The sequence below is a fragment of the Paenibacillus sp. Y5S-9 genome, from assembly GCF_036894235.1.
In the GTDB taxonomy this organism is placed as follows: domain Bacteria; phylum Bacillota; class Bacilli; order Paenibacillales; family Paenibacillaceae; genus Paenibacillus.
Map to the genome: position 1 here is coordinate 6,560,415 of NZ_CP145887.1, position 18,928 is coordinate 6,579,342.

The following is an 18,928-nucleotide window of genomic DNA, read 5'->3' on the forward strand; positions in this document are numbered from 1 at the left end:
TAAAGGCGAACGCTCCGCTTTTTCAGGTTATTTCTGCCCTCTCCGTTCTCGTGCAAATGTTTAGTTCAATTTATATATTTAAAGCGCTTGCAAAATTGAACCTCAATCTTCTTCTCACTATCTTTGTTTACCGATTAAACTAACGACTAAAAAATAGCATAGTTTTACAGGTTAATCAATCCTCTCAATAGTTCCCAAACGTTAAATGACAAGGATCAAAAACAAAGAGAGGGGACTTTTACAGTCCACCTCAGTTTACTCATCTTCCCTTTACATATGTCCATTCCTTTTACATCTATCTTTTTCTTCCCCACATAATTTCAGTTATTTCACAGACCCTTGCGTAACCCCGTTAATGATCCACTTCTGCGCAAACAGATAGATGATAATCATCGGCAGCAACGCGAGCAAGTAGGACGCAAATGCAAGGTTAAACTCGGTATTGAACTGCCCTTGGAATACATATTGCACCAGCGGCAGCGTGTACTGTCCCGGATCACTGATAATAATGAGAGGCAGCAAGAAGTCGTTGTACGTGGACAGGCAAGTCAGAATACCAACCGTGGCACTGATGGGTGCCATGAGCGGGAAAATGATTTTCCAGAACGTGCCCCAGGTTGTCGCCCCGTCCACAAACGCCGCTTCCTCCAGTGCTACCGGAATGGACCGGATGTAGCCAACGTATACAAATACGTTGAATGCCAAGCCATAAACCGTGTGAAGCAGGATCAGACCTACCAAGTTCGTCATCTCCAGCGATGCGGTCAGTTTAACAATCGGCAGCATGATGATCGGGAACGGAATGAACATCGCGCTGACGAAGTAATAATACAGTCCTTTGAAAAACTTGCGTTTCTCCATATTCCGTGCAATCGCATAGGCCACCATCGAGTTACTGAGCAACGTCAAGAGCACAGTTGATGCGGTAACGATTGCACTGTTACGGAACGATTGGAAGAAGTTTGTCATGTCGATGGCTCTCGCGAAATTCTCCCAGTGAAGTGTCGTCGGAATGGCAAAGACCGATTGGGCCATCTGTTCCGGATTTTTCAAAGCTATTGTAACGGTCATATACAATGGGAACAGGATAAACAAGGTACCCAGCACAACAAGCAGCATAACGAGCCAATTAATTCGTGTACGGCTTCTCATTACAGATCCATCTCCCTTCTTTGCAGGAACCGGATTTGCAGAATTGAAATCACCGCAATAACGATGAAGTAAATAACCGAGTTCGCAGATTGATATGCATATTCGCCGCCTTCAAATCCTCCGGTGTAGATCAGATGGGAGATGGACTGCGTCGCCCGTCCGGGACCACCGTTGGTCAAGGCTACGATTTGGTCGAAGACCATAAGTGAGTTTTTCATCGCCAGCACCATATTAATGGTGAAGAAAGGTGCAATCAGCGGGAATGTAATGCTCCAGAATTCACGCCATTTGCCTGCACCGTCGAGGTTGGATGCCTCGTATAGTGTCGTTGGTATCGTTTGCAGACCAGCCAAATACAGAATCGTATTCAGGGCCACGGATTGCCATACTGCAACAATGACGATACCGATCCAAGCCAGACTCTCGCTACCAAGTATGTTGGTGGATAGCGCGTTGATGCCCAGATTTTGCCCCCAGATCGGGAATACGTTGGAGAACAGGTAGTTAAATATGTAACCTACAATCAGTACACTCAGAATATTGGGCAGGAAGTAGATGCCGCGGAAAAAGTTACGGAACTTAATCTTGGCATTCAGCCCGAGTGCAATGAGTAAGCTCAGAATATTGGTCAGGATCGTCACCACGATCGCGAACTTGAACGTAAACCAGTAGGCGTTGCCTACATTGTCATCCTGGAACAAGTTGAAATAGTTTTTAAAGCCAACAAAATCATACTCTTTCCCGAATCCGTTATAATTCGTAAATGAATAATAGATGCCCTGGAGGGCCGGCAGTGTCATAAATACAAAGAACAATACAACCGCCGGAACCGTCATCCAGTAATAAGGTGCGATACGCTTGTTCATATTCCATCCTCCTTCAGACAAGGCCTAGCGCCGATTGGCAACCTTGTCCCATTCTTTGTCGAGTGTATCTAGATAGTTGTCGATGTTTTGGTTCTGCAAAAAGGACTGTACGATGGAATTCAGCTGCACCGCAGCCGGAATATAGTGATCGGGAAAGTCAATAACTTTACCCTGCTCGATATATGGCATCAATTCCTGTACGGCAGGATCATCCTGCTTCACGCCTTCTACCGCAGAGAACAGCGTCTGTTCGTCAATATATCTTCCGATATTTTCAGGCTTTAACAGGAACGCAATAAACGTCTCTGCCTGCTCACGGTTAGGCGTGTCCGCCGCAATGGTAAACAGGGAGTCGATCCCGTTCACCAGCTTGATCTCGCTTGCATCGTTGCCCGTTGGGAATGGGAAGAAACCAATGTCTACATTTGGGTTCGCTTTGCGAATCTCCGAGATGGCCCAGGTTCCCTGGATGTACATGAAAGCTTCACCGTTAGCAAAGGCACGGTTACCGTCCGAATAAGCTTTACCAAAGTTATCTCCGTGACCGTACTTCATGATTTCCAGCTGCTTCTCAGCTACCTCGCGGTACTTCTCCTTGAACGTCACTTTGTTATCGCGCCGCTCTTGGTAGAAATCAATACCGACCAGATTGGAGGCCAGTGCATTGAACGGCAGGCTTGTCTGCCAGTCATCCTTGTATGTGAAGTAAAATGGAATCTCACCTGCATCTTTTATCTTTTGGGCGGTTGCAATGAGTTCATCCCACGTCTTGGGCACGTCCAATCCCATTTCCTTAAACAGCGTTTTATTGTACATGATGCCGTTTGCATTAGTCGCGTAAGGGATACCAGTCACTTCGTCCATACCTGTGAGATCATTGAGCATTTGTATGTAGTTTGGATCAATCGTCTGGAGTAATGAGCTGTCCGTCAGATCGGTGAAAATATCACTCTGGGCCAGAATGGAATAGGTGTCGGTTGCACCCATGGCCATAATATCCGGTATATCATTTTTGACGACACGGGTCTTCAATACCGTCTCCGCATCCGGCGGATTCACCTGTGTCACCTGAATATCGTCATGCTCCGCATTAAACGTTTTAATTAATTCATCAAAGGTTGTTTTAGCTTCAGGCTTGTTCTGGAAAAATTCAATCTGCACTTTGCCATTCGCGCTATCTCCACTGGTACAGGAAGATAAAAGTACAGCCATCATTCCACAAAGCAACATTGTCCCGAGAGCCTTGGTAAGCGTTGTTCTCATGTTGTACCTCCCTCAGCTTTATACGTAAAGATTTACCCATCCAAATGGTAAATAACCATATGGTTAGTCCTTCCAAACCAACTTCAATCTGAATGGATGATATAAGTCTTTATTATTTCTAAAACGGTTTCGGTAAAAATGAATCACGGCAGTTCTTCCCATCACCTGAATCAGGCATAACAAAAAGGACACTGGATGATATCCAATGTCCCTTATTTATTAAGCTTATATTCAGCCACTGTAAAGCTTCTATCCACGTGTTACGAACGCTAAACTTTTGGCAAAGCATTACGTAAACGCTTGGCGCGATAACTCTGATATGCACGAATCAACATGCCGATGATGATCATGACCACACCGATGTTAATTGCGACATCAGCGAGATTCAAAATCCCGCGTCCTGACGGAAACACGAGGAAATCCGTTACCCGCGCATATATAAATCGATCGATCGCATTTCCTAAAGCCCCACCGACCATAAAACCCGCGCCAGCTTGCATCCAGAAACCGCGAATCTCACCTTTACTCCGATAATACAGCATGCCCGCTATGAACAGAACAGCAATCACACCGAACAGCCGTGCATTTCCCTGAAACATGCTGCCCGCCATGCCACTGTTCTCGTAATGCTGTAACTGCATGCCCGAGTTACCCAGTCTCATGACGTCGCCAACTTCCATATACATCCTCACTGCAATCTTGGTTCCCTGATCCACCAAAGTCACCAGCAGTGCTACAAAATAAAACAGCATCGTGCTTCTCCTCCTGCCTACTTAGCGATAACTTATTTTAACTTTAAGAGTTTTGAGTATATTAGGTTCCCTTCACTTTAACACAGCCGATGTATGCTCTCCAAATGAGCCGTCTTCAACCACGCCTATAACATCCACTAACATCGTCCAGTCCGCATTTGGAAGGTACTAAACCTATTCATGTCGAATGTAGACATCAATCATATATGTAAAGGGGCTGCCTGTAATTTGAACCTGACCATGATCGAAAAATTAAAGGAAATGCAGCAGGAAGAAATGGACTTGGTATTTGGCACATTTGATTCTGAAACGGCGCTTAACCTTGGCCTGCATCTGGTTGAAGAAGCGAAGCGTCGCTCCCAAGCCGTGACCATCGACGTTACCCTGAAAGGACATCGTCTCTTTTTGCATGCGATGGAAGGCACTCATCCCGACAACGAAAACTGGATTCGCCGCAAGAACAACGTGGTGAATCATTTCTCCTCCAGTTCTTGGCATACGGCTCTACGCCTAAGAAACGAGGACCAAACGCTTGAGCAGGATTTCAACCTGCCTGCATCTGACTATGTTCTGGCTGGTGGCGCTTTCCCGCTTATTCTGAAAAATGAGGGACAAGTCGGCACCATTACAGTATCGGGTTTGCCTGATGAGGAAGACCATGATCTGGTCACGACAGGCATTCGCTCGTTTTTGTTGCAGCAGCGTTAGATTAAATGGCGCAAAAAAAGCCCACCAGATCAATATAGATCAAGTGGGCTTTACTAGCTAAAGCAGCATGCTCAGGACGGATTTTTGCTTTTCATAATATGGTACACATTGCTAAAACTCCCGGAGAGAATGCCTGTAATCGGGAATATGGCCCAATTGATATCCCACCGTTGATATACAAAGCCTGTGAACAAGAAGATAGCTGTCGCCAGCGGCCATACAATCGCTTCCACGGCTCTCACAACCTTTACTTCTTGCTTCTTATCTACCGTCAACTGGTGCTTCTCCAGCAAGTTCGTGTAAGCCCCCTGAATATTACCGTAATATACAAACAAGAATGCTCCTACCCCAGCCATGACCATAAAGGCAGATACACCATAAGAGGCGTAGTTATCATTGATAGAGGAGGCTGCGAAAATAAACACAGGAGACAGAATGCAGAGGCAGACACCCGTAATGATGGCTATTCGATAAGTCAGAGCGAAGCTCTCCCGACTATGCTGAATACTCATTTTAAGTGTATAAGGAAGCTGGAAGCCCTTCTCCATATAACTGAAGCGTTCAAGCTTCATGCCACTGTGAATGAACATGCCCACCGCAATGGCAATGAGCACGAACATGCCGATCAGGCCCAGTACAGCCCCCGTTTCCACCGAACGGTTTGCAGCTGAAGTGGCATAGTTCTCAAATAAAGTATCCATGAAAATCAGAAACGCCACACCCACCGCGCACAATAAAATACCCAGCCCGATCCAAAATCCGGCATTTCTTTTGGCAGTGGTATATGCGTAGGCTTCTTCTTCCGTCAGCACAGGTACTGCCTCTTCCGCACTGACTGGCTGAATACCGAGTTCTGCAGTTAACTCCTCGATATTACCAAATTCCGAGATCACAATGCCGATGGCTTCATTCTCCGACTTGCCTTCCCGCTTCAACTCCAGGTACTTATCTTCCATCCCCGAAAGAAGCTCCTGCTTCAGATGCTCCACCTCGGGGGTCTTCGGCAGACCAGCAAACATGTTCTCCAGATACACCATAATTGTCTCCATGTTTCGTCACAACTCCCTGATAAATAGATTAACAACCTCCTGCGTAACCTTCCATTCCTCACACTTTTCTCTGTAATAGTCGAGGCCGGACGGCGTAATCCGGTAATAGGTACGACGCTTTCCCAAACTATTCTCATCCAGGTAAAACGATTCAATATAACCGTTCTTCTCCAATCGGGTGAAGGCCGAGTATAACGTCGTCTCCTTCATGACGTACTTTTCCTCTGTCAGCTGCCTAATGTTCTTGGAAATCTCGTAGCCGTACGACTCCCCTTCGAGCAGCATGTAGAGGATCAGCGTATCATTGTAGCCACGTATAACGTCACTGCTGATCACAAAAGATACTCCTCCTCATTACTTCATCTGTCGTAGTAGTTGAAGTATAGCACAATTTACTACGACAGGTGAAGTAGTTATTCCAAAAATGGGAAATAAAAAATCCGTACCTGGGATAGGCACGGATTTTCTTCTTTTTCCTGCAGTTAAATTCCTGCGTTTATTGAATCGCTGACAGAACATCCAGTAGCATGGATTTGAATTTCGGCCGATCAATGCCCTCACAGACACGTACATTGGGCTCTTTGCCAAAACGTCCGTTGATATCAACCACACTGTATCCACGTGTCAGTTCTCCTGCAGCTTCCACATCCACATAATATTGACCCGACTTGGTCATGATGGATTCATCTGCGGCTACAGCCATCAACAACGTATCCGGATGAGTGGTGCCATTGAGTTTATGTACCGACTTGTTGAACTTCATAACCACTTTGTTGATTGCGGTGAAGAAATCGGCACCCGATGTTCCGAGAGCTGCAATCTCTGCATGATCGTCATCGTCCATGACTGAATATTGCGTACACATTTCCCAGCCAACCATCGTGATTGGAATGCCCGCATGCAGTACAATTTTCGCCGCTTCCGGGTCCACGTAGAAGTTATACTCCGCCGCTGGTGTGATATTGCCCAGTGCATTATTCGTTCCGCCCATAATGTACAGGTGAGCAATTTCTGGAATAATCGTTGGGTCTTTCTGGATCGCCATTGCAATATTGGTCAGCGGGGCAATCGCCAGAAGTTCAATTTCACCCGGATGTGCATGCACCTTCTCAATGATAAAATCAACCGCATGCCCGCTCTCGGGACGTTGATCCGCCTTGGGAAAATGCGCGCCGCCCATGCCGTCATCGCCATGCACATCTTCCACTGTCCGGTGCTGAGCCTTTCCGTAGGCCATTAGTGGACGCTCGCAACCTTTATACACAGGGACCTTGCCGCCATGTCCAGCAACCTGTACCGTGTACAGGGCATTTTCAACCTCCTGGTCGAATTGTACGTTACCGCCCGTAATGGTGATGCCTTCCACCTGAAAGTGGTGCAATGCGGTCAGGATCGCAATTGTATCGTCTCCTGCTGTATCTGTATCGATGATGACTCTTCTCATGATGCCGCGCTCCTTCTACCGTTTGATAGTAAACTCTATAAACACTATGTCTTATTTTACATCAAAAATGTACCGATGACGATGGAAACGCCGATGATAATCGAACGCAGCAGTTGTGCTACTGCCATATTGCCTCGTGCGATTTCGTCACATACACGCATTTTGGGAATCAGGAAATCAAATATAATATAGACCAGGCACAGCACAATAATTCCAAACGCCGACCACAGCAGCATATCCAACCACGAGTGCGTCGAGAAAGATACCATGCCCACAATAATACACAGTCCCAACAATTTGCTGCCCATGTACATGCCTGCCGCCTCGTTACCTTTGGCGATTTCCTCACTATCGTTATACCGGGTCAATTTGCTAAAAGCGAAATATCCACATACCAATACCACCAGCAGAATGCCTACACCCACTGCCACATTCACGAGGTTTAATCCCAAGTTCTCCATTCCTTCTCCTCCTCATCATTCATCCGTTCACGAACCGTAGCCGCGCAATAATAAGCCATATCTCCAGTTACTTTCTCCCCGATCCGGGGCAGTACTCCTGCCAAACGCCCACCGATAACAAACACCCCTGTAAGCAGATAACCGCTGTACGCTCCATCTTCTGTCTCGATCACGGCCTGTTCCATCGGAACCAGCTGCTGATAGATTTTGGGCTGATTTTCGTAATAGGCTGTAATCTCTTCATCCTCGTCTGTTGCCCCAGTTGCAAGATTCGATTCTAACTCCTCGTTTAGGGGGTCCTCTATATTCTGCTTTCCAGAAGCACTGTCCGTTCTACCATCCAGCAAAAGAGTTCCTCTGCCTTCGCGCCCCCAATAGCTTTTGGCTACATATGGCGTGGCGTTCAGCTCGAAAGGCTCAGCCGAAAAATAGGTTGGTAGCAGATATCGGGAAATCACATCCATTTCTGCTTCATCAAAGAGGGTAAACCCGCAATATTCCCTGGTTTGCTCGTTACGCTCGTAGAGCGACCAGATCGCCGCCATGAAGCCTTTGCTCTGCATCAGGACATGCTGAACGGGATTCATCAGGCCCAGCCGTCCCTCACGTACAAGATCAAGTAGTGCAGCACCAATGTCCACCCCGGTCGTCTCATCCCGATCATCGATCAGATACTCCAGTGGATAAAGGCGATACAGTAGATTAATCTCCCGACCCTTATGGTAAAGCGCCTCTCCCGGAACAATCTCCAGTTCCTCAAGTGGAGCATAAAAGACTTCGTATCCGGCTTCACGACAACGTCTCATCAAGTATTCCGTATTTGTTCGATCTTCGACATGTTCGCCAAAAGAAGTAAACGTCACCGGACCCTGCAATCCTTGGTTTGTATAGAATTCCAGCCATATCCTGAAACACTCCCGAATACGCGTATCCATCTCGGCAGATGGCGCAGTTAGCGTAGCATCCTCAGCAAGACCGACCAGGATATTTTCTAATGCAGCAGCCTCCGGTATGCCTGTTGGAGTGTCCGTATTATTTTCAATACACTTGGGCCCAGCCTCTCCAATAATCCAGTCCTGACGGGTAATGCCTCCAGTTACCATCTCCATACGTGCCGCCGGAATAAGCCCGGGATGGATACCCAACTGATGCTCCAAAAAGGAATCCGGCATGTATTGCTGGATAAATCGCATCACTTTACAATAAATGCCGTCTACCGCCTCAGCTGCGGTACGCAGCTCTTGTATCTCCGAGGGAGAATAGACCGTCAATGTAGGTACACAATACTGCTTCCCGTACATTCGATGGTATGGAATCTGTTGTCCCGCTTCACCCTGAAACACCTCTTCGTGACTAAACGGCAGTTGAACCACTTGCCTCATCCGGTTATCCTCCCGAACTGCGGAAGAAGCTACCGAAGCCGCTTGATTTGGACTTTGATTTGCTATAAGAGCTGTTACTGTCCTTATTGCTTCGATACGACGACCCACCGTAGTAATAGTGCCCACTGCTGGAATCATATTCACATCCGGTATCATACTCCGGGTCACATTCATCATTGTTGCTGCCACAACCGGATAACACGGCAGGAACCGCCAGCATCAGGGAGAACGCAACCAGCTTTGCTTTTGAACCGGGTTTTGATGCTTGCCCCCGCTCTTGGTCACTCATCACAGATCCACCTCTTTCATATAAAACAACACTTTCTTGCGATCCGCATCCAGCACGGAATACAGGAACTCATACGTCTTGCCACCGCGAACCATGTAATGGTCCAGCAGTTGCTCGGCAAGCTCCATCGTATAGGTGGATGAAGTTGTGAGCTCCAACTCCTGAAACGAACTTCCATTCCACAACATATACTCTGCGCTGTACATGGAAGACATTTTGCACATCGCCAGCGCAGCATCCGCAATGGCTGCACCGTACTCATCCGGCATCTGTTGGTCATACGCCGTCACGTATACCGCATGTTCCCGCCCATCCTGGCATTCATTGGACAGATGCGCCCAGAGTTTGTTTTTCACCAGAGTGGCATCCACCAGTTTGCGCATGAACAGTTCATCGCGTGTGACTGAAGTCTGTTCCAGCACCCCCGTCTCCGCCTGTCGATCATCCGACCAACTCCGATACGTCAATGAATAATAGATACCAATAACCTCCCTTTTTGCGAGCTCTTAGGTGAGCCGTTTCAATTCATACAAACGTATTTAACGCATGTGGAGGTAAAAAGTTACACTAGGGAATCAATTTCATAGTACCTTTAGCTACTTCAAATCAAGGCTAGACATAGATCAAAATGGTTTAATTTGTCTATGTCTAGTTACAAAACTCCATTTTTAATAAGTTATGAAATTGATTCTATTCCCCATGACATGTAAAAATAAGAACAGGTTGTCGCCCAATCTCGGATCAACAAAGCTTGAAAAAACAAGTAAATTCCGCGTTTGGTATGTAACTCCGGCCCAAAAAGGCCGGAGAAGATTCTCCGACCTCGTATGTTCAATCTTATGCTCATGCCATTCGGACTTATAACTCAGCCCACTGGGCCAATAGATCATTGTATTCAGCGGACAATTGCTCATGTTCATTCCAGATTTGTTCCAATTCAAGCGGATTGTTCTGCACCGTTTCCAGCTGTTGATCCAGCACCTGAATCTGTGCCTCAAGACGAGCCAAAGTCTGTTCCAGCTTCTCCGCAGACTGTTTGTTGCCACTGCTGTTTCTATGATTCGATACAGCTGTTGCTGAAGGAGTTAACGCCTTACCTGATTCAGTAAAAGCTTCATGATCTCGACTTCCATCGATAGCTGCAACAGTGGAACCGTTCAATGCCGAGATTGCTTCTGATTTCTTCCCTGATCTGGTAGTCCCGCCGGGCGCAGACGTTAAACCTGACTTCACCTCAGACTTGGCGTTTCCACGAGAAGAAACTCCCACTCCTGCTGTAGCCTGAGTTGTCGCCGCCGAACGAGCTTGCAAATCAAGCTTCTTCTCGCGATACGCCTCATAGTCTCCCAGATAAGCGGTCATCTGCCCGTTCTCCAGTTCCCAGACACGGGAAGCGAGGCGATTGACGAAGTACCGATCATGCGAGATGGCAAGTACAGTTCCTTCAAAATCAACCAGTGACTCTTCCAGCGCTTCTCTGGATGCGATATCCAGATGGTTAGTTGGCTCATCGAGCAGCAGTACATTGGGTTTACGCTGCACCAGTAAGGCCAGCCGCAAGCGCGTCCATTCCCCGCCGGATAATTGCCCGACAGAGCGGAATACATCCGCTCCATAGAAAAGGTATCGAGCCAGAATGCCACGTGCCTCTCCTTCCTCCACGCCCGCTTCCAGACGGAAGTATTCAAGTACGTTCAGCTTTGGATTCGTAGGTTCCTCCTGTTGAGCCAGATACCCCACATCCACACGTGCCCCCCACTCCAACTTGCCCGCATTGGGCTGCTCGTCACCAAGCAACAGCTTGAATAGGGTCGTCTTGCCGGAACCATTGCGGCCAATGAGTGCAATTTTATCCCCATATTCCAGCAGACCCGAAACCCCGCGCAGGATTTCACGCTCGCCATAACTCTTTTCGACCTGTTCCAATACCGCTACCCGTTTACCCGTTCGATCCGTAGGACGCACATCGAATTCGGCATTGCGGCGCTCCAGCACAGGACGCTTCACCTGTTCCATCCGCTCGATGGCTTTACGCATAGAAGCCGCCCGTCTGAAGAACTTTTCATTGCCGCCCACACGACCCCATTCCTCCAGTTGGCGAATTGTTTCTTTCATTTTCTTGATAACCTTCTGCTGCTCCTTGAACTCTTCGAATTGCTGCAACAGCCGTTGTTCCTTCACTTTCATATATTCCGTATAACCGCCAGCAGACGTTTCCGCTTCTCCATCCTCCAGCTCCAGTGTTTGATTCACGACCCGATCCAGAAAATAGCGATCATGCGAGATCAGGACAATGGTGCCGGGATATTCTCGTAAAAATCCTTCCAACCACTCGACCCGCTCCAGATCAAGATGGTTTGTCGGCTCATCCAGCAATAACAGATCAGGTTTTACGATCAGCTGCGAGGCCAGCACAACCCGGGTCTGTTCCCCACCGGACAGGGAACCGAAGCGCCATTCATAATGCGCCTTGGCGATATCCAGACCGTCCGCCACCTGATCGATCCGCGCATCCATTTCGTATCCACCCTCACGCTCAAACTGGTCTTGCAGCGCTGCATAACGTTTCAACAGGCGCTCCAATTGATTAGGGTCTGCTGCACATGCCGGATCGGACATCTGCTGCTCCATTTCCTTCATTTGCGTGCGACATATCATAAGCTCTTTGAATCCAAGGCTCAGCACATCCAGGACGGTATGGTCATCCAGTCCTTCTGGAACTTGTGCCACGTAACCGGTCCGTGTATCTTTTTTAATCATCAATTGCCCTTCATCCGGCTTGTTCAGTCTTGCCATCAGGCGCATAAGTGTGGTCTTGCCGCTTCCGTTGCGGCCGATCAGAGCAACCTTGTCACCTTCCATAATTTCAAATGTAATGCCGTCCAGCACCAGATGTGCTCCATGGTATTGAGTCAGTTGTTGCGCGCTAATTATCATCATAATAAGGTTCCTCCTATGGTATGGAAGATCCTGACCGCAACACAAAAAGAGCCGCAGGAGGTTAGCTCCGCGGCCCTTCAGAATTCAAGCAATATCGCTTATCGTCCGAATGAGGTCAAGGCAGGCATCTTCTCGCAAATGTTAACTTCCGTATATTCAAAATTGGACAGACTTCTCCCGTTGGTCAGAAAAGTATGAACAATGCCAGCCATAGCAATCGGCAGCTGGCTAATACGGTTGTTAAGCATCTCGTGATTCACCTGTCTTCACCTCCCTTGTCATAATTAATGTCAATATATCACAGACGGTTGCGTTCCTGCAACCATCCCTTCGCCCAGTTCATCCTTACTCCACAGTAGCTTTACTGCTTGGTCTAGTGCCTGCCCCGTCGCCGAAGCATCACATCCCTGATCGCCACCGTAATAAGTGTTAACATTCCCGCGGCACCCAGTGATGCACCGAGCAGGGCATATCCGATGCCGTTCCACCCGCCAATATCGATGCTGATCATGATTACGACGGCACCGCCGAGCAAGGCCACACATGGCAATATATATTGAACCCACGTCATTCGCCGTCCTTGCAATCGGTAGATAAGCCATTCAATCAGCAGCTGCACCGCCCACATTCCCAATGTCCACAAGATCAGTATTTCCATAAGGTTCCCCTCCTGTTGCTGGATGGATCAAGCCCTTTGTTACAGACCTTACGTTACTTCAACCAATCCGAGAAAAAGTTCCGGTACCCTTCTTTCATCTTTGTGCGCGAAAAAGCACCAAACGCATACTCACGGTTGTCTTCTGACACACTGCGCGGCGCGGCCGCAGCCATGTTCGCCAGTTCAAACCAGTTATCCTCGTTGCCTGCAAAGGCATGCGTGGATCGAATGTGACCGTAGCAGGCATGCTCCGGTTTCACAACCATTTTGCCCATCGCCATCGCTTCCGTCAGCGGCATCGCAAACGTATCAAAGGCCGAACAGTTCCAATACACCTTGGATGAGTTCATCAACGTAAATATCTCATCCTGCGTGAGCGCAAACTTAAGCTTCACGTTGGGAGGAATGTCGTACTTCTTCATGGTTTCCTTATAGCGTACACCGCCAAACACCATATATACTTCCTTGTCCGGGTTCTGCCGAGCATATTCCAAAACTAGATCCGGTCGACGGTTTGCTTCATCCCGACCGATCCAGAGCACCCGATTATGCACAACCTGGCTCGGGTCATAGTGCCGATTCGCCAGCTCTTCGCTAAAACCAATCGGGATGACGTTCACGTCATGTACGCCGAAATTGCGGCCCAGTTCTGTTTTCAAAAACTCGGTCTGTACAATGGCTTTATCCACCATCGTATAAAATGGCTTCATCATCTCATATCCCGTCAGCGCGGGATCGGGGAAACTGTGCGGGAACAATACACTCTTCGGTAAGAACATCTTCAAGAACGTAAACCCGGATACGGTGTAGATGACATGCTCTATATTTTGGCTATGAATCTGATCCAGCACGATATCGTAGTTCACCAGGTCACCTTTCTCATGCTCATACCCCGGCAACCAGTCGTATCCGCTGACATGACGCTCCGGCGAGATGAACACAATATCCACACCCAGCTCCAGACCAATCTGCTTCAGCCGATCCGCAAATACGCGTGGCCCCTGTGCTTCCGTGAATTGAATTTTACGCATTACGAGTCCGACTTTACGCAACCTTCTCACCCCTCATCTCTATTCCTCACTTATCTGCTTCATGCACTGTTCCAGCGTTGCTGCCGTCTCATGCCACTGGTTACGCAACTGTTCCTTCGGCCACACACATTCCTCGCTTCTCAGGTCACCATCAATCAAACGCAGCATCCAGAGCGAGAATACAATAGCATAGGCGTTGTACCATTCTGCAAAAGAAACCCGTTCAATCTGCACGCCCAGGCTACAAAGTTTGTCCAGATACACATCTATAACCCGCTCTCGCAATGCAGGCGTAACCGTTCTGGGAAACAGCGGATGCGAGAGATCCACTAGGTGAACTACATCCCACAGCGGTGTATTCAGATGAGCATGCTCCCAGTCCAAGACGACCAGTCTGCCGTCTACTTCCGCCAGATTACCGGGATGCAAGTCTCCGTGACATAAAACGGTTGGAAGTTGCTCCTCAGCTGTGAGAATCAACGTGGCAATCTTGTCCCAATCCGATGGAGACAACCGTATATCCAGCTTGGACAACAGGTCGTCCGTAGATAGTCTGTGCATTTGTAACTCATCCAACATCGTGCGAATGGACGGTTTCTGGCCCACGCGAGGCAGCTCACTCCAATTCGTAACAGGCAATGCATGCCATGCGGCCATATGTGCCGCTGCGCCGAGCATCGTCACTTCTTGCGAATCATGCACCAGTTGCCCCAGATCCTCGTAGATCATCCAGCTCTGTGCCGGTGCAATGGTAAGATCCGACGCTGCAATAAGCTGTGGATAGATCTGTGGTAGACCAGACATTACACGCTCGTACATCCATCGTTCCCGTCCATGCTGTGCAGGATTCGTCAGTGGTTTAAAAATATAACTTTCACCGGTAGGAACAGTGAATCGCTCCACATATCGTCCGTTCATTCCTTGATACAACTGTTCACGGCTTGTTATATATTGATCATTCAGCATTCCTTCGGGCGTCACCCAGTTGTATGCATCCATCTCTTCTTTCACGCTATACACCATCCGTTTCGTTCTTCCTGCGGCTCCGATGTTGATTTCTATTCATCATACGTCGCCGTTCACAAGCCTGCAAGCTTTGGTCGTAAGCGCTTATTCAGTGTCTTAATTTAGCGTTTCAAAATTGCTTGTTGCATTTTGGTTAGTAATCACTTACTATACAATCATGAAGAACAAATCTCATGTGGACAGCAAAAAGAAAGATATCCTACAAGCGGCGATGCGCTTGTTCGCAACCAAAGGCGTTGACGGCATATCCGTCAAAGAGATCGGTGACGCCGCCGGAGTAACCGATGCGGCGATCTACAAACATTTTAAAAACAAAGATGCCGTTGCACTGGAAGCCTTCACCCAATACTGTGTCGACTATACTGCACTAATTGATGGGTATGTTCGACAGGAAGGTCCGGTGCTGGAACGCTTCAAGCAACTGGTTACCGAGGTTCTCCATCTGCATGATGAAGATCCCTACGGGCTGCTGCTGATTTCACAGAATCATGAAATATTCATTGAAGCCGGAAGCAGCGAGGATTACCGTCAGCCGTTGGATGCGTTAATGGATCTGATCGATCAGGGAATGATGCGGGGCGAGCTGCCTCAGCAGGATTCACGGCTCACAGCCGTTCTGGTGATCGGTGCAATCACACGCATGGCGGTCTCCAGTATGCAAGGTGAACTGCCAGAGTTGTTGGTACCCTACACTGGGGAGACGGTTCACCGACTTGCATCGATGTTGGGACACGTACCTCAGGAGTAACGATGGAGATGGGATGAAGCTAGAAATGGAGCAGCGGAGCGTAGGGAAAACGGCGTCAGCAACTACATTGTTTCCGAAGCAAACAACCTTCGTAAGCACCCCGCTTATTTCGGCTGAATCCCATATTCGATGCGGATGATGCCGCTAGGCATGATTTGTAATCAAAAGCGGACTTGTTGAATAACTTCTAAAAGAGAATCGTCAGCATACCATCAGGATATACAGATGGATTACCGGGTCATACGTGACCTTTTCTTTTTGCACATGAGGTTAGTGTTCATTAACTAAAATAGTCAGGACGTGTCATCTTCCATGAAAAAAATATTAATTATTCAAGGCAATCCCGTCTCCCCCAGTTACAACGGTGCAATCGCCGAGGCGTACCGCAAAGGTGCGGTGCAAGCGGGTGCCGACGTTCGCATGATCACCCTGAACGAGTTGGCGTTCAACATGAATCTGGAAGGAGGATATCGTAATAAACTTCCACTTGAACCAGATTTGCTGGAGGCCCAAGAAGCAATCAAGTGGGCCGAGCATCTCGTATGGGTGTTCCCAATATGGTGGGGAGGACCACCTGCCCTGCTGAAAGGTTTCGTTGACCGAATCTTCATGCCAGGTTACGCCTTCAAGTATCAAAAAGGAAAACCTTTCCCGGATCAACTGCTCAAAGGCCGCACCGCTCGCATGATCACCACGATGGATGGTCCGAGCTGGTACTTCAAATGGTTCCAAGGTGAGCCCGCACATAAAATGATGAAGATCTCCACATTTGCACTGACTGGCATCAAACCTGTGCGGATAACAACTGTAGATCAAGTTGGTAAGAAGTCAGATGAACAGAGAAAGAATTGGCTTGATAAGATTGAGCAGCTTGGGCGGAAGATGGGGTAAAAGATTTCTGTAAGAAAACCTCATCGGAAGTATACGCTTCTCTCCAGATATTCACGTTGTAAGTTAAATCAAAAATCTGGGGATATGCGTAATTCAGAGGTAGTCCTGTTTTTCGCGAGTAGCGCAATTGTAAATTTTAGTTTAATTTATATCAGAAAGCAGGAATTGTGCTTACTCCCAGTTACAAAAAAGGGTTGTCCCCTACGTCTTGAACAAGACGTAGGGGACAACCCTTTTAGCATTCATTATAGTCTAATGAACCGTAAACACGCTATTAGCGCCATTTTCGACAAGTCTGAGGTTTAACGAATCGTAGACGCGTTATTTCCTCGATCTGTGTATCATTTGGCGGTTTTAAACTAGTTTGCACCGGAATAACTTCACTGAGGTTCGTTACATTTTGCATTCCTTGCTAAATCGCCAATTAACGCTCACTCGGTTCGTTAGCGACTTGCCCATCTACAACCATACAAAACAACGCATTACCCAAACGAAATACGACCCGATGGATGCTCAGGCAAAATAGCTGTAACCAGCTGCTGGACTGCCGGATGGTCTGACTGCATTACCGAATCTCCCGCATCACCGCTATAGACCAACTTCCCTTGATCCATTACGGCAATGCGGTCACAGATCGTCATGGCGGCCCGAATGTCATGTGTGATAAAGAGATACGATAACCCGTAGGATGCTCTTAGCTCAGCCAATAGAGATAAGATTTGCGTCTGGTGCACCATATCCAGGCTGCTGATCGATTCGTCCAGTACGATTAACTTTGGCTTGAGCGCGATAGCTCGTGCGATGTTAACTCGCTGTAATTGGCCACCGCTGAACTGGTGCGGAAGCTTATTTGCATCCTCTGGTGTAAGTCCAACCTGCTCGAGCAGTTGTCCAATCACACGAAATTGTTCTTTTGCCGACAATCGTTCGTAATTATCCAGCGGCTCCCCAATGATCTGCGCGGCAGTCATGAGTGGATTCACAGCCGAATAACAGTCCTGGAACACGACCTGCAGATCACGCCGTAATCCCTTGAGCACGGGTTTGCTGGATCGGTAGATATCCTGTCCTTGAAATAAAACCTGACCCTGGCTGGGCTTCTCCAGACCAAGTATGATTTTACCCAAGGTACTTTTACCTGCCCCGCTCGTACCCAGCAGTCCCAGACACACACCCTTTTCGATCGTAAGCGAGATATCTGCCAGCACAGGAGGACGCGCTCCCGAACGATCCAGCCAATTGCGTTTGCCATAGCTATGGCTTACTTCACGTACCTGAAGCATCAGGTCATCCTCCTCTCTTGTACTTGGCAGAAGCAATCTCCGAAGAAGGAATTCCACATGATCATGTCCATTCCACCCCTGCGCTACCCGCTTCAAACATAGCTCACACCAGTACTACACTTACATTCACTAACGATTCAACTCTTTATTAATCGCTATCGTCCTATCGTCCCAAAGACATACTAGGCCTGGCATTTAACAACATCCGGGTATACTCATGCTGCGGGTGATCGAACAGTTGGTACACATCCGCCTGCTCCACAATTCGACCCTTCTGCATGACCGCGACTTCATCCGCCATTTGCGAGATCACGCCCAGATCGTGGGAGATGAGCAAGATGGAGGTCCCGTATTCAGTACGTAGCCGATCCAATTCCTGAAGCACCTTGAACTGATTCACGACATCCAGTGCCGTCGTTGGTTCATCAGCAATAACCAAGGCCGGTCGCAGGCACATCGATATGGCGATCATCACACGCTGCAACATACCGCCACTCAGTTGGAAGGGATATCGCTTCATCAGTTTGGCTGGTTCGGGTAAGTTCATATCTGCCAAGGCAGCAATGGCCCGCTCCCTGGCAGCTGCTTTGGACATTCCCGTATGCGTACGCAAGGTTTCAATGAATTGAGATCCAATCGTATATACGGGTGTAAAAGCATTCATCGGATTCTGCATAATAAATCCGATTTCCTTGCCGCGGATGCGCCGCATCTCCTCACCTGACAACGAGCCAAGCTCCCGTCCATTCAGGTGGATGCTGCCCGACACTTCCATCCTGCGCGGATCAAGCAGATGGAGCAACGCGTTACACGTAACGGTCTTACCGCTGCCACTCTCACCGACGAGACCGAAGACACGACCTTTTTTTAATTCAAAATCAATGGGCTCCAGTAACGGGACTGAACCCTCCGCTGTTTTTAGATTCACTTGCAGACCACGAACTTCGAGTACTTTCGCTGCATCATCCATCGTTACGTTCACCCC

At 48.1% G+C, this 18,928-nt stretch carries 21 protein-coding genes; 3 read left to right on the forward strand and 18 right to left on the reverse strand.

Annotated elements, in window-relative coordinates; all coding sequences use genetic code 11:
• Positions 1-324 precede the first annotated feature (324 nt).
• From V6669_RS28780 to lspA, 4 genes are all read right to left on the reverse strand, one after another.
• Positions 325-1,152, reverse strand: a complete 828-nt coding sequence (locus tag V6669_RS28780) for a carbohydrate ABC transporter permease (protein WP_036606635.1) — start codon at positions 1,150-1,152, stop codon at positions 325-327.
• A complete protein-coding gene (locus tag V6669_RS28785) occupies positions 1,152-2,018 on the reverse strand; it encodes a sugar ABC transporter permease (protein WP_036606633.1) in 867 nt (288 codons plus the stop codon). The genes V6669_RS28780 and V6669_RS28785 overlap by 1 nt, the downstream gene beginning before the upstream one ends.
• A 24-nt stretch (positions 2,019-2,042) precedes the next feature.
• Positions 2,043-3,281, reverse strand: a complete 1,239-nt coding sequence (locus V6669_RS28790) for an extracellular solute-binding protein (RefSeq protein ID WP_338589139.1) — start codon at positions 3,279-3,281, stop codon at positions 2,043-2,045.
• Between the two features lie 269 nt (positions 3,282-3,550).
• The gene (lspA, locus tag V6669_RS28795; protein ID WP_338589141.1) at positions 3,551-4,033 is read right to left on the reverse strand and encodes a signal peptidase II; all 483 of its coding nucleotides are present in this window, start codon (positions 4,031-4,033) and stop codon (positions 3,551-3,553) included.
• Positions 4,034-4,261: 228 nt separating this feature from the next.
• On the opposite strand from lspA, the gene V6669_RS28800 reads away from it, so the two are divergent.
• Complete coding sequence (locus V6669_RS28800) at positions 4,262-4,741, forward strand: heme-degrading domain-containing protein (protein ID WP_338589143.1); 480 nt, start codon at positions 4,262-4,264, stop codon at positions 4,739-4,741.
• A gap of 71 nt (positions 4,742-4,812) precedes the next feature.
• Here the strand turns inward: V6669_RS28800 and V6669_RS28805 are convergent, their stop codons facing one another.
• From V6669_RS28805 to V6669_RS28860, 12 genes are all read right to left on the reverse strand, one after another.
• The gene (locus V6669_RS28805) at positions 4,813-5,790 is read right to left on the reverse strand and encodes a permease prefix domain 1-containing protein (protein WP_338589145.1); all 978 of its coding nucleotides are present in this window, start codon (positions 5,788-5,790) and stop codon (positions 4,813-4,815) included.
• Positions 5,791-5,796: 6 nt separating this feature from the next.
• Entirely contained in the window at positions 5,797-6,126 is a 330-nt protein-coding gene (locus V6669_RS28810; protein WP_133386233.1) for a PadR family transcriptional regulator, read from the reverse strand.
• 160 nt (positions 6,127-6,286) lie between these two features.
• Positions 6,287-7,234, reverse strand: a complete 948-nt coding sequence (locus tag V6669_RS28815) for a nucleoside hydrolase (protein WP_338589149.1) — start codon at positions 7,232-7,234, stop codon at positions 6,287-6,289.
• 56 nt (positions 7,235-7,290) lie between these two features.
• Positions 7,291-7,695, reverse strand: coding sequence for a DUF350 domain-containing protein (locus V6669_RS28820; RefSeq protein WP_017691702.1), 405 nt, complete (start codon positions 7,693-7,695; stop codon positions 7,291-7,293).
• Complete coding sequence (locus V6669_RS28825) at positions 7,677-9,077, reverse strand: glutathionylspermidine synthase family protein (protein ID WP_338589152.1); 1,401 nt, start codon at positions 9,075-9,077, stop codon at positions 7,677-7,679. Before V6669_RS28825 ends, V6669_RS28820 begins: the two co-directional genes overlap by 19 nt.
• Positions 9,078-9,081: 4 nt before the next feature.
• Positions 9,082-9,366, reverse strand: coding sequence for a hypothetical protein (locus tag V6669_RS28830; protein ID WP_036671603.1), 285 nt, complete (start codon positions 9,364-9,366; stop codon positions 9,082-9,084).
• The gene (locus tag V6669_RS28835; RefSeq protein ID WP_338589156.1) at positions 9,366-9,788 is read right to left on the reverse strand and encodes a hypothetical protein; all 423 of its coding nucleotides are present in this window, start codon (positions 9,786-9,788) and stop codon (positions 9,366-9,368) included. The genes V6669_RS28830 and V6669_RS28835 overlap by 1 nt, the downstream gene beginning before the upstream one ends.
• 436 nt (positions 9,789-10,224) lie before the next feature.
• A complete protein-coding gene (locus V6669_RS28840) occupies positions 10,225-12,306 on the reverse strand; it encodes an ABC-F family ATP-binding cassette domain-containing protein (protein WP_338589158.1) in 2,082 nt (693 codons plus the stop codon).
• A gap of 98 nt (positions 12,307-12,404) precedes the next feature.
• Positions 12,405-12,566, reverse strand: coding sequence for a hypothetical protein (locus tag V6669_RS28845; protein ID WP_017691697.1), 162 nt, complete (start codon positions 12,564-12,566; stop codon positions 12,405-12,407).
• A gap of 113 nt (positions 12,567-12,679) precedes the next feature.
• Positions 12,680-12,964 (reverse strand): hypothetical protein, encoded by a 285-nt coding sequence (locus V6669_RS28850; RefSeq protein WP_338589162.1) that lies wholly within the window; start codon positions 12,962-12,964, stop codon positions 12,680-12,682.
• 53 nt (positions 12,965-13,017) lie between these two features.
• Entirely contained in the window at positions 13,018-14,016 is a 999-nt protein-coding gene (locus V6669_RS28855) for a glycosyltransferase (protein ID WP_338589164.1), read from the reverse strand.
• A gap of 18 nt (positions 14,017-14,034) precedes the next feature.
• Positions 14,035-15,018, reverse strand: coding sequence for a phosphotransferase (locus V6669_RS28860; RefSeq protein ID WP_338589166.1), 984 nt, complete (start codon positions 15,016-15,018; stop codon positions 14,035-14,037).
• Positions 15,019-15,178: 160 nt separating this feature from the next.
• On the opposite strand from V6669_RS28860, the gene V6669_RS28865 reads away from it, so the two are divergent.
• Together V6669_RS28865 and V6669_RS28870 are read left to right on the forward strand one after the other, a co-directional pair.
• Positions 15,179-15,769 carry a TetR/AcrR family transcriptional regulator gene (locus tag V6669_RS28865; protein WP_338589168.1) on the forward strand — a complete coding sequence of 197 codons (591 nt, stop codon included), beginning with the start codon at positions 15,179-15,181 and terminating at the stop codon, positions 15,767-15,769.
• A 312-nt stretch (positions 15,770-16,081) separates the two neighbouring features.
• A complete protein-coding gene (locus tag V6669_RS28870) occupies positions 16,082-16,660 on the forward strand; it encodes an NAD(P)H-dependent oxidoreductase (RefSeq protein WP_338589170.1) in 579 nt (192 codons plus the stop codon).
• A gap of 482 nt (positions 16,661-17,142) precedes the next feature.
• Here V6669_RS28870 and nikE read toward each other — a convergent pair whose 3' ends face one another.
• Positions 17,143-17,943 carry a nickel import ATP-binding protein NikE gene (gene nikE / locus V6669_RS28875; protein WP_338589172.1) on the reverse strand — a complete coding sequence of 267 codons (801 nt, stop codon included), beginning with the start codon at positions 17,941-17,943 and terminating at the stop codon, positions 17,143-17,145.
• A gap of 163 nt (positions 17,944-18,106) precedes the next feature.
• Positions 18,107-18,913, reverse strand: a complete 807-nt coding sequence (gene nikD / locus V6669_RS28880) for a nickel import ATP-binding protein NikD (protein ID WP_338589174.1) — start codon at positions 18,911-18,913, stop codon at positions 18,107-18,109.
• Between the last annotated feature and the right edge of the window lie 15 nt (positions 18,914-18,928).